Source organism: Pseudomonas alkylphenolica (assembly GCF_016009175.1).
Taxonomy (GTDB): domain Bacteria; phylum Pseudomonadota; class Gammaproteobacteria; order Pseudomonadales; family Pseudomonadaceae; genus Aquipseudomonas; species Aquipseudomonas alkylphenolica_B.
In genome coordinates, this window is sequence record NZ_JADUCM010000036.1 from 39,293 (window position 1) to 50,404 (window position 11,112).

Genomic DNA, 11,112 nt, shown 5'->3' on the forward strand with positions numbered 1-11,112 from the left:
TACGTTATAATCCCGCTCTTTCGTTGCCGCTCGCCCCAAGGGGCCAGGGCGCATTTTTACAGATTGAAGAGGCTAGACCCTTGGCATTGACGATTCTTGGCCTGTCCGGCGCCCTTAGCCATGATCCTTCCGCGGCCCTGTACATCGACGGCAAGCTGATTGCGGCCGCTGAAGAAGAGCGCTTCGTACGCGACAAACATGCAAAGAACCGCATGCCCTACGAGTCGGCGAAGTTCTGCCTCGAGCAGGCGGGCATCAAGCCGTCCGACGTTGACGTGGTGGCCATTCCGTTCGCGCCGATCAGCCTGCTCGGCAAGGCTCGCTGGCATTACGCCAAGCGTTACTGGTATGCCCCGGACCGCGCACTTGACGCGATCCTGATGGGCAACCGTCGCTACAAGCGCTACCGCAAGAAAATCGTCTGGTGCCTGGAGCAGCTGGGCTTTGACCCGAAGAGGGTCAAGATCGAGCCGGTCGAACACCACCTGGCTCACGCCTCCAGTGCCTATCACTGCTCGGGCTTCAAAGAAAAAACCGCGATCCTCGGTATCGACGGCAAGGGCGAGTACGCCACTACGTTCTTCGGCTACGGCGAAAACGGCAAGATCCACAAGATCAAGGAATTCTTCGATCCGGATTCCCTGGGTGGCCTGTACGGCGCAATCACCGAGTTCCTCGGCTTCGAGATGCTCGACGGCGAGTTCAAGGTCATGGGCATGGCGCCGTACGGTGACGCCAGCAAGTATGACTTCTCGCGTCTGGCCAGCTTCGAGAACGGCGAATTGGTGATCAACACCGACTACGCCAACGTGATCGGCCTGCGCCGTTACAAAGAGAAGGGCAAGGGTTTCTACTTCTCGCCGAAGCTGATCGAGTGGCTGGGTCCGAAGCGCGAAGGCGACATCGCCGACGAGCCGTACATCCACTACGCCGCGAGCATGCAAGCGCTGTTTGAAAAGATCGCGCTGCAGATGATCGACCACTACCTGGGCGACATCCTCAAGGAAACCGGCAAGCTGGCCTACGCCGGCGGTTGCGCGCTGAACGTCAAGCTCAACCAGAAGATCATTGCCCGTCCCGACCTCAAGGAACTGTTCGTGCAGCCGGCCTCCGGCGACGCCGGTACCGCAGTCGGTGCAGCGGCCTATGTTTCGCACGCACGCGGCGTCCCGGTCGAGAAGATGGAACACGTCTATCTCGGCCCTTCGTACTCCAATGAAGACGTGATTGCCGCCTGCGCCCGTCACCCGAGCCAGCCAAAATGGCGCAAGCTCGAGAACATGCCGGAGCAGATCGCCAAGATCATGGTCGATGGCAACCCGGTGGCCTGGTTCCAGGGCCGCATGGAGTTCGGCCCGCGTGCGCTGGGCGGTCGTTCGATCATTGGTTGCCCGAGCGTGGCCGGCGTTGCCGACCGGATCAACCACCAGATCAAGTTCCGCGAGCGTTGGAGGCCTTTCTGCCCGTCGATGCTCGACACCGTTGCGCCACAGATGATCAAGATCGATCACCCGGCGCCGTTCATGACCTTCACCTTCGAAGTGGCGGAAGAGTGGAAGACCCGCGTGCCGGAAGTCGTTCACGAAGATGGCACTTCGCGGGCCCAGGTGCTCAAGCGCGAGTACAACCCGCGCTACTACGACATGATGAAGGCGCTGGAAAACCTGACCGGCAACGGTGTTTCGCTGAACACCTCGCTCAATCGTCGCGGTGAACCGATGATCTGCTCGCCGACCGATGCCTTGAACATGTTCTTCGGGTCGGACCTGCAGTACCTGATCATGGAAGACATTCTGGTGGTCAAGGACGGCGCGGACACTTATGAAGCCCAGGGCTGAAAAGCGCGTCCTGCAGTTTTGCCACGGCTATGACGGTCCGTTTCTGGATTGTGCACGGCAATATGCGAGCCTGTTTGACGGCAGCGAGTACAAGGTCACCACGGTGTTCCTGACCGGCGCTGCCGACCCGCAGGTAGCGGCCGGTTGCGCCTCTGACGAAGTGATCTTCCTGGAGTTCAGCTCCAGGGCTGTCCGTGGTCTCAAACTGGGGGCGATCCGTGCGTTGCGGCGGATCGTTGCCACACGCGATTTCAGTTTCTGTATTGCTCACCGTTTCAAGCCGATCTACATCGCCTTGTTGGGCAGCCGCCTGCCGGTAATCGGCGTGCACCATGCCTTTGGTGACTACAAGCGCGGTAGCCGTCAGCTGTTTGCCAACCTGTTTCGTCAGCGCTTGAGCTTGCTGGGCGTCTCTGAGGCCGTGCGCGACGACATGCGCAAATGCTTGCCCAAGTGGCCGGCCGAGCGCATTCAGACCCTTTACAATCGTATCGACATCGACGCGCTGCACAGTGCGTTGGTGCCGGCCAGCCAGGCGCGTCAGGCGCTGGGGCTCGACCCGCAGGCCTGGATTGTCGGTAACGTCGGTCGACTGCACCCGGACAAAGATCAGGCGACCTTGTTGCGTGGCTTTGCCCAGGCTTTGCCGAACCTTCCAAGCGGCGCTCGCCTGGCCATTCTTGGCAAGGGCCGCCTGGAACAATCGCTGAAGACCCTGGCCGCCGAGCTGGGGATTGCCGCACAGGTGGACTTCCTCGGCCAGGTGCCCGATGCACGCCGCTACTTCAAGGCGTTCGATGCCTTTGCACTGAGTTCAGACCATGAACCGTTCGGCATGGTGCTGCTGGAGGCCATGGTCGCCGGCGTGCCCGTGCTGGCCACAGCCTGTGGTGGAGCCATCGAAGTGGTCGAAGGTGTCGGCATTCTGTTTCCGCTGGCTGATGCCGAGCGCCTGGCGCAAGGGTTGCAGCACCTGGCGGTGCTCGATGAAGGGCAGCGCCAGGAGTGCGCCGAGCGCATGCTGGCGCGTCTGCATGAGCGCTTCTCCGACAGTGCGGTGCGCAACACCTTCTGGCAGTTGCCGAACGTTCGCGCGCTGGCTTCGGAGGTTTGATGCTCAATCATATTCAAGGCTGGCGCGAGCGTGGCTGGCACGTTATCGATGCGGCGGCCTACGCTCAGGCCTGGCAGCGTTTTGGCGGCAGTGTCGCCACCCATCCGCTGGTCATTGAACAGCTTGCCGACCTGGCGCAGATACCGGTGCGCTACCTGGGTTGGGAGCAAAACGGTGAGCTCAAGGCGGCCATTCCGACCTGGGGGCGTCACCTGGCCTTGTCCAAGGACGTGCTCAAGCGCCAAGGTAAAAAAGGCTTGTATGACCTGGGCAATGCCGAGCTGATCCTGCCTGCGGCAGCGGATGCCCAGGCGCCGTTGCGCCATGCCGGGCGTTATTTGTCCGAGCTCAACCAGGGGCGGTTTGCCCACCTCAAGGTGCAGACCGAGTCGCTGGCGATGGCGCGCACGCCAGAGGATCTGTCGAAGAAGTTTCGTTACAACCAGCGCCGCGAATTGCGCCTGCTTGAAGAGGCAGGCGGTCAGGTGCGTCCGGTCACGGATTTCACCAGTGCCGAGCTGGCGGCCATGTACTGCGACCTGTTCCAGCGGCGCTGGGAATTCCCGGCGACCGGTGCTGTGCACATGGCCGAGGTGATCGAGCGTCTGCGCGAGCTGCTGATCGGCTCGGTGCTGTTTCTCGATGATGCGCCAATTGCCATTCAGCTGGTGTATCGGGTTGAAGCGCCAGAATGGATCAGCGTCGAGTACATCAACGGCGGTGTTGATCCACAAACCAAGGCGTTCAGTCCGGGGAGCGTGTTGAGCTTTCTCAATACCCAGGCGGCCTGGGAGGATGCCCGGGCGCGCAACAAGCCGCTGCGGTTTTCCTTCGGCCGCGCCGATCGCGAGTACAAGGACCGTTGGTGCAACCCTGTGCCGGTGTTTCAGGTGTGAGCCGCAAGCAGCAGCTGCTCAGGCAGCATCGGCGTAACAAGCGGCTGGCATTGCTGGTCGGCCTGGTCGTGCTGCTGGGTCTGGGCATTTTCGTCCAGTGGTGGTTGCCACTGGTGCTGTTGCCGCTGGTGTGGGTGGCCCATGAGGCCTGGTTCGCCGATCACCTGTTCTACTCGCCTGGCGAAGACTATCAGTATGAGTTGCCGCCGGCGTGCACTGTGAAGGCAGTCAGGCTGGTCGACGGCGTCGTGCAGGTGCAGTCGCCCTTGCAGCTCGACGGTAATGAAACGCTGGTGCTGCAGCTGCGCCTGAAAAGTCGCTGGCTGGGGCGTTTTCTTGATCCGGCCGTCACCCTCAATGATGGCGACTGCCAGGTCTTTGAACGTGGTGTCGCTGGCCTTCGTTACCTGAACCTTACTGGGCTGGCCACGTCGTTGGCAGCAGGGCAGTTGCGCTTGCGAGGGCGGTACTGTCGCCTGCCAACCGAGGGCCAGCTTTGGGTGGTGCCGGGGAACGATTTGCGTCAAAAGCGGGTGATGGTCATTGCGCCCCACGCCGATGACGCCGAGCTTGCTGCCTACGGGCTGTACAGCCAGGCCCAGGAAGCCTGGGTCGTGACCTTGACGGCCGGTGAAATCGAAGCCGAGCACTATCAGCAAATGGGCCTGGAAAAAGCCGAAGCGGCCCGTCTGAAGGGGCGCCTGCGTGCTTGGGACAGTATTGCCGTGCCGCGTTGGGCCGGCATTCCTGAATCGCGCTGCGTACAGCTGGGCTATTTTTGCCTGCAGCTGCCAGCTATGCAGGCGGCGGCAGATCAGCCGATCGCATCGCGGGAGGCGCAACTGGACGATACCCGCCTGTTCCGCCAGTTCAATGCCATGGCGCTACCGGGCGACCGGGATGGGGCGCCGACCTGGAACAACCTGCTTGCCGACCTGCGTGAGCTGTTGCTCAAGGCGCGACCGCAGGTGCTGGTGATGCCGCATCCAACCCTTGATCCGCACCCGGACCACATCTGTGCCCAGGCTGCAGTGCTCGAAGCCCTGCAGGGGCTGGCGTGGCAGCCGGAAACGCTGTTGGGGTACGCCAACCACCTGCACGACAATGATCGCTGGCCCATGGGCGACAGCGGTGCCGGCGTCGCTTTGCCGCCGCAGATGGAAGCTGTCCAGGGGTGGGCGCCGTACAGTCTGACGCTGGACCTGGCAACCCAGCGAGACAAGGCCATGGCTCTGGGCATGATGCATGACTTGCAGCCGCGGCCGCCGTTCAAGCGTCGCCTTCGTCGCTTGTTGCAGCGCTGGCTGGCGGGGCGACGCGCTTCACCTTACGGCGAGAACGAATTTTTCCGCAAGGCCGTGCGCCGACATGAATTGTTCTGGCGCCGTGATCTCTGATCCAGGCGTATGACTGTTAGCGGGCGATAAGCCCTGCAAGGAAGACAATGAAAGTTCTATTTCTGGTGCAGAAAGAACAACGGGCAATTCTGGACCGGCTCTACGACGGTGTTGCGGCCCATAGCGAGTGCGATTTGCGCTGGCTCAGCAGTGCTGACCAGCGCAACCTGCGCAGCTATTTCCGCCGTGAAGTCGACGTTGAAAAATACGACCGGATCGTGTTCTTCCTGCGTTTCAAGCAGGAGATTCGTCAGGTCGGTTTCATCCGTACCGTGCCCAACCTGGTGATTCTTGAGCACGATGCCTATCAGAACTACATCCCGTGCAAATACACCGGCAAGTTCAGCGCGCATTACCGCCAATTGCCGTGGGCGCGGGTTATCAGTTCCGGGTACATGGTCAGCGAACGCTTGCGCCAGGAAGGTTTCGATGCCGAGTTCGTGCCCAAGGGCTACGACCAGCAATTGCTGGCCGACCAGGGGCGCGAGCGGGACATCGAACTGGCTTTTGTCGGCAGCACCAATAGCGTGGCCTACAGTGGCCGCAAGGCGTTGCTCGATGAACTGGCACAGGTTGAAAACCTGCTGGTGACCCGGACCAAGTCCGGGGAAGAGTATTGCGACACGCTCAACCGGATTCGGTTCTTTGTCAGTGCCGACGTCGGTATGGGCGAGTACATGATCAAGAACTTCGAAGCCATGGCGTGTGGCTGTGTGCTGCTGGCCTATGACCAGGGCGAAGCGGAAAACCGTGCCCTGGGCCTTGAGGACATGCACAACGTGGTGCTGTACAACAGCATCGCTCAATTGCAGGCCAAGCTTCAGGTACTGCGTGCCGATCCTGAGCTGGTTGAGCGTATTGGCAGAAACGGGCGGGACCTTGCTGTTTCGCGCTTCAGTTTCGCTCAGGTCGGCCGTAGCATCGTGGAAAAAATGCAGCCTGCCCTGCGACCGCGTCCGGCATTGACCGCCTGGCAGCGTTTGCGTTTGAGAATGGGCATATGAGCCTGGCTGATGACCGTGCCCCGGTGAGCATCGTCAACATCATGTGGTCCGGCGGTGCGCCGTATGTCTCGGTGCACCGGGTGCATCAGCAGGTGCTCTCCCAGGCCGAACCGGGGGCGGTGATCAGCAATTGGTTGCTGCAGGGTCAGGGGCCGTGCAGCACTGTCGGAACCACGCGAGAGTGGCAGTTGCCGACGCGCCTGCTCAAGGGGCGTGGTGTGTGGAAGCTGTTGCGTCCTTGGGTTCAGCGCCGCTTTCGCCATGCGCTGGAACAGGCCAACTGCGAAGTGTTGGTGCTGGATGGCATCGGGGTGTCCAAATTTGTGCTGCCGCTGCTGCGCCGTTTGCCTGATGTGCGGGCGGTCATCCTGTTTCATGGGGCGACCCGTCTCAATCCTGCCGAGATCGCCCTGTTGCGCAGCTTCAATGCTGCTCAAGTGACCTTGGTAGCGGTCTCCAACGCCCTGGCCGAAGTCCTGGGTCGTGACCTTGGGATGCCGGTAACGGTGTTGCGTTCAGCCCTTGAGCCAGGCGCGTTTCGCCAGCAATTGCTGACCCGCGAACAAGCCCGCCAGCGGCTGGGCCTGCCCTTGGATGGCGGGCCGGTCCTGGGGGCCGTGGGACGCCTCGTTGAGAGCAAGGGGTTTGACTATCTGCTCGACGCCTTTGCACGAGCACGCAAACAGCAACCGGCCATGCGCCTGGTAATCCTCGGAGAAGGCGGGCAGCGCGCCCAGCTTGAAGCGCGTATCAGCGCCTTGGACCTGAAGTCGGCGGTGTCACTGCTGGGGCATGCCGAGGACCTGATCAGGCTTTACCGGGCGTTTGACTGGGTTGTGATCCCTTCACGGGCCGAAGGCCTGGGCCTGGTAGTGCAGGAGGCGGTCACAGCGGATGTTCCGGTCCTGTGCAGTGACCTGGCGGTGTTCCGTGAGCAGTTGGGTGAGAGCGGTTGCTATGCCCCGGTCGGAGATGTCGCGGCCTGGGCGCAGGCAATTGTCGACAGCGTCACGGGTGCTGGTTGCGAGGTGGCCCATGCCCAATATCAGGCCTTGGCGCCCGAGCAGGCCTGGCAGCGTCTCAACCAGACCTCGATAGAGTTGCTGCGCCGGCCTTGAGGCATTCAGCCCAGTAAGGCCTGCTCCAGTTCGGCAAGGGGGAACTGCGTTTCAAGCTTTTCGCGGGCGATGTAGCGGGCAAAGTGTTGCACGTTACGTCGGACCATGCGCTTGGACAGCGGTGCACGCATGAAGCGCATGTCGGCCACGTCGATCAGGCCCATCGTCTGCTCGGGCGTGACAACGATGTTGCCCAGGTGCAGCGAGCGGAAGTAAACGCCGGTCTTGTGCAGCGTGCGCACCAGGGCCACCAGTTGCGGCAGGCGTTCATCCCAGTGGAAGCCAGGTTGGCGTGACAGGTAACTCAAGGTGTCGCCGGGAAGCGGCTGATACAGCACTGCGGTCATTCCAGGCGCATCAAGCTTGTAGTGCTTTAGCGCTTTTAGTGTAGGAATTCCCTTTTTCTCTAGCTGCAGCGCGTTATCGATAAAGCGTTGGGAGTATGGTCGCAGCAGCGCAGATGAAATCAACCGCTTGCGCCGGAATAACTTAAGGATATTGCCGTCCTTTAGCCGGTACACTTTGGCGCCGAAGCTGTCGGCCTCAAGGACCTGGGCATCGAGCGTCAGCTGGTTGAAGTCGACCTGGGGTAGCCGGGAGCATTGCATGGGGTAGGGCCTTGTCAACTGACAGCGAAAGGACCGGCCATGATGCCGAAAAGTTCAAGGATGCACCATACTGGTGTTGGTTAATCGTTGGGGACACAGATGATGTACGCGAAACGCTGGGCACAGACCTGGCTAGCGATTGGTTTTGTATGGTTTCTGGTGGCGATTGCCCTGGCGCCTAGTAACAAGCTGTATCAGCAAGGCCTGGTGCTCTTTCTCTGGGTGCCGACGTTGATCCTGTTGTGGTCCGCGCGCGCTGTGCTTGCAGATATCTGGAATACCCAGCGGGCTTTGAGCATTTCAATTCTGTTGCTGCTTGCCTGGTCGGTGATGAGTCTGTCATGGACCAGTGCGGACGATTTGGGGCGCGAATTCAAACGAGTTTTGTACATTGCCACCTTTCTGCTGTTTTTCCCGATCTTGGCCAGTATCGGGTTTTCTCGTCTGATTCGGTTGCTTCAGTGGGGCGCTGTCGGCCTTGGCGCTGCGGCATTGTTCTCGATTGTGCAGTTCTATGGTGTGCAAGGAAATTTGTGGACTACCCGGCTGTACGGCATCGGCCAGATTTCGCATCCGATCCTCGGCGCGTATGTCATTGCCGCCGCTATCGTCTGGATGCTCCATTGGCAGCCGCAACAGCGCTGGTTTCAGGTGCTTTGGGCGCTGTCATTGCTGTGCCTCGGCGCGTTCATCGTGCTTTGCCAGAGCCGCGGGGCGGCGCTGGGTTTGCTGATATCCATCGTGGCCATGCCGCTGTGGTGTCGTGACCGTCGGAGTTGCTGGCTCGCGGCTGCAGCTATCGTGATGGCCGCATTGGCCTTCTGGACGGTGCACTCGTTGATCATGCTTCGTGGCACTTCATACCGCCCGGAAATTTTCCAGGCCAGCCTGCAGATGATTGCCGAGCATCCCTGGACGGGGCTTGGAATTGGCAGCTTTTATCGGGTTACGGCGGTTGGGCAGATTTTTGAGCATACCCACAACATGTTTACCCATGTTGCACTCGAACTGGGTATTCCGGGAATGCTACTGTGGTTAGGTGTGTGGCTTTGTACGTTGCGCGAGATCTGGCGTGTGCGCGCTACGCGCTACGGCAAGGGATTGATGGGTTTGTGGCTGTTCGCCACCCTGGCCATGCAATTCGATGCCGCGAGTCTGACTGCCACTCCGCGGGCTGAGTGGTTCATCAGCTGGTTGCCGGTGGGCCTGGCCCTGACGTTGGTGTGGATGCATGCTCGCCGCCCCGGCTGTGATAAAATTTCCGGTTCTATCTGAACAGCGAGCTCGACGATGGCCGAAACACCGCTAAAGGCGGAGCAGCAGAGCAGCTCCAGCCTGAAAATCTACTTCCGGCTGCTGAGCTATGTGAAACCGTATATTGGCATTTTCATGCTGAGTATTGTCGGTTTCGTGATCTTCGCCTCAACCCAGCCAATGCTGGCGGGGATTCTCAAGTATTTCGTCGACGGCCTGAGCAATCCCCAGGCGGTGTTGTTCCCCACTGTCCCCTACCTGAAGGACCTGCAGTTGCTGCAGGCCGTGCCGTTGCTGATCGTGCTGATCGCAGCCTGGCAAGGTCTGGGGTCGTTCCTGGGTAACTATTTCCTGGCCAAGGTGTCGCTGGGGCTGGTTCACGACCTGCGGGTGGAGTTGTTCAACAAGTTGCTGGTATTGCCCAACCGCTACTTTGACAACCACAACTCCGGCCACCTGATTTCTCGCATCACCTTCAACGTGACCATGGTCACCGGTGCCGCCACGGATGCCATCAAGGTGGTGATTCGTGAAGGCCTGACCGTGGTGTTCCTGTTTGTTTACCTGTTGTGGATGAACTGGAAGCTGACCCTGGTGATGCTGGCGATACTGCCGGTGATTGCGGTCATGGTGGGCACGGCCAGCAAGAAGTTTCGCAAGCAGAGCAAGAAAATTCAGGTGGCCATGGGCGACGTCACCCATGTCGCCTCCGAAACCATTCAGGGCTATCGCGTCGTGCGCAGTTTTGGTGGCGAGCACTACGAGCAACAGCGCTTTGCCAACGCCAGCCAGAGCAACACCGACAAACAGCTGCGCATGACCAAGACCGGGGCGATCTATACCCCGATGCTGCAATTGGTGATCTACACCGCCATGGCGGCATTGATGTTCCTGGTGCTGTTCCTGCGCGGCGATGCCACGGCGGGTGATCTGGTGGCGTACATCACCGCAGCCGGTCTGTTGCCCAAGCCGATCCGCCAGCTGTCGGAAGTCAGCTCGACGATCCAGAAAGGCCTGGCGGGTGCCGAAAGCATTTTCGAACAGCTGGACGAAAAGCCGGAAGTTGATAACGGTACAGTGGAGCTGGAGCGTGTCGTGGGGCGCCTGGAAGTGCGCAACCTGAACTTCACCTACCCCGGTACCGAGCGTCAGGTGTTGTCGGATATTTCCTTTACAGCCGAGCCTGGGCAGATGATTGCACTGGTCGGGCGTTCGGGCAGTGGCAAGTCGACGCTGGCCGCGCTGATTCCGCGTTTCTACCACCACGACCAGGGACAGATTCTCCTCGACGGTGTGGAGATCGAGAACTATCGCCTACGCAACCTGCGCCGCCATGTGGCCCAGGTAACCCAGCATGTCACCCTGTTCAACGATACCGTGGCCAATAACATTGCCTATGGCGATCTGGCCGGCGCACCGCGTGCCGATATCGAGGCAGCAGCTGCAGATGCCTACGCCAAGGAATTTGTCGACCAATTGCCGAAAGGCTTCGACACCCAGGTCGGCGAGAATGGCGTTCTGCTCTCCGGTGGTCAGCGCCAGCGCCTGGCAATTGCCCGAGCCTTGCTCAAGAATGCACCGCTGTTGATCCTTGACGAGGCTACCTCGGCACTGGATACCGAGTCCGAGCGGCATATCCAGGCGGCACTTGATCATGTGATGCAGGGGCGTACCACGCTGGTCATCGCCCACCGGCTGTCGACCATCGAGAAAGCCGACATGATCCTGGTAATGGACCAGGGCAAGCTGGTCGAGCGCGGGACACATGCCGAGCTGCTGGCTGCCAATGGTTATTACGCCAGGCTCCACGCCATGGGCCTGGATGAACCGGTCAAGGCCGACATCACCTGAGCCAGTTGTCGGAGCCCGTCCTGGGCTCCGAC

Annotated in this window: 9 protein-coding genes; 8 read left to right on the forward strand and 1 reads right to left on the reverse strand. The window is 60.5% G+C overall.

The features are described 5' to 3' along the window. Window positions 1-80 precede the first annotated feature (80 nt). From I5S59_RS22880 to I5S59_RS22905, 6 genes are read left to right on the forward strand one after another with little or no spacing between them, the layout of a single operon-like run. Entirely contained in the window at window positions 81-1,838 is a 1,758-nt protein-coding gene (locus I5S59_RS22880; RefSeq protein WP_197878601.1) for a carbamoyltransferase, read from the forward strand. Continuing rightward, window positions 1,822-2,952: a glycosyltransferase gene (locus tag I5S59_RS22885; protein WP_197878602.1), complete on the forward strand. Its 1,131-nt coding sequence runs from the start codon at window positions 1,822-1,824 to the stop codon at window positions 2,950-2,952. Before I5S59_RS22880 ends, I5S59_RS22885 begins: the two co-directional genes overlap by 17 nt. Continuing rightward, the gene (locus I5S59_RS22890; protein ID WP_197878603.1) at window positions 2,952-3,848 is read left to right on the forward strand and encodes an antimicrobial resistance protein Mig-14; all 897 of its coding nucleotides are present in this window, start codon (window positions 2,952-2,954) and stop codon (window positions 3,846-3,848) included. Before I5S59_RS22885 ends, I5S59_RS22890 begins: the two co-directional genes overlap by 1 nt. Beyond that, window positions 3,845-5,245 (forward strand): PIG-L deacetylase family protein, encoded by a 1,401-nt coding sequence (locus tag I5S59_RS22895; protein WP_197878604.1) that lies wholly within the window; start codon window positions 3,845-3,847, stop codon window positions 5,243-5,245. Before I5S59_RS22890 ends, I5S59_RS22895 begins: the two co-directional genes overlap by 4 nt. 47 nt (window positions 5,246-5,292) lie before the next feature. Then, on the forward strand, window positions 5,293-6,249 hold the full coding sequence (locus tag I5S59_RS22900; protein WP_197878605.1) for a glycosyltransferase family protein: 957 nt from the start codon (window positions 5,293-5,295) through the stop codon (window positions 6,247-6,249). Window positions 6,250-6,272: 23 nt separating this feature from the next. Next, window positions 6,273-7,367 carry a glycosyltransferase family 4 protein gene (locus I5S59_RS22905; RefSeq protein WP_197878609.1) on the forward strand — a complete coding sequence of 365 codons (1,095 nt, stop codon included), beginning with the start codon at window positions 6,273-6,275 and terminating at the stop codon, window positions 7,365-7,367. Window positions 7,368-7,372: 5 nt separating this feature from the next. On the opposite strand, the gene I5S59_RS22910 is transcribed toward I5S59_RS22905, so the two are convergent. Further along, complete coding sequence (locus I5S59_RS22910) at window positions 7,373-7,975, reverse strand: toluene tolerance protein (RefSeq protein ID WP_197878606.1); 603 nt, start codon at window positions 7,973-7,975, stop codon at window positions 7,373-7,375. A gap of 99 nt (window positions 7,976-8,074) precedes the next feature. Here I5S59_RS22910 and I5S59_RS22915 point away from each other — a divergent pair, with 99 nt between their 5' ends. Continuing rightward, window positions 8,075-9,250, forward strand: coding sequence for an O-antigen ligase family protein (locus tag I5S59_RS22915; RefSeq protein ID WP_197878607.1), 1,176 nt, complete (start codon window positions 8,075-8,077; stop codon window positions 9,248-9,250). Between the two features lie 15 nt (window positions 9,251-9,265). After that, window positions 9,266-11,080, forward strand: a complete 1,815-nt coding sequence (gene msbA, locus I5S59_RS22920; RefSeq protein ID WP_197878608.1) for a lipid A export permease/ATP-binding protein MsbA — start codon at window positions 9,266-9,268, stop codon at window positions 11,078-11,080. Window positions 11,081-11,112: the final 32 nt, after the last annotated feature.

Coding starts and splice junctions, on each gene's coding strand:
- I5S59_RS22915 (WP_197878607.1), top strand. CDS start 8,075: ATGATGTACGCGAAACGCTGGGCACAGACCTGGCTAGCGATTGGTTTT.
- I5S59_RS22885 (WP_197878602.1), top strand. CDS start 1,822: ATGAAGCCCAGGGCTGAAAAGCGCGTCCTGCAGTTTTGCCACGGCTAT.
- msbA (WP_197878608.1), top strand. CDS start 9,266: ATGGCCGAAACACCGCTAAAGGCGGAGCAGCAGAGCAGCTCCAGCCTG.
- I5S59_RS22890 (WP_197878603.1), top strand. CDS start 2,952: ATGCTCAATCATATTCAAGGCTGGCGCGAGCGTGGCTGGCACGTTATC.
- I5S59_RS22910 (WP_197878606.1), bottom strand. CDS start 7,975: ATGCAATGCTCCCGGCTACCCCAGGTCGACTTCAACCAGCTGACGCTC.
- I5S59_RS22900 (WP_197878605.1), top strand. CDS start 5,293: ATGAAAGTTCTATTTCTGGTGCAGAAAGAACAACGGGCAATTCTGGAC.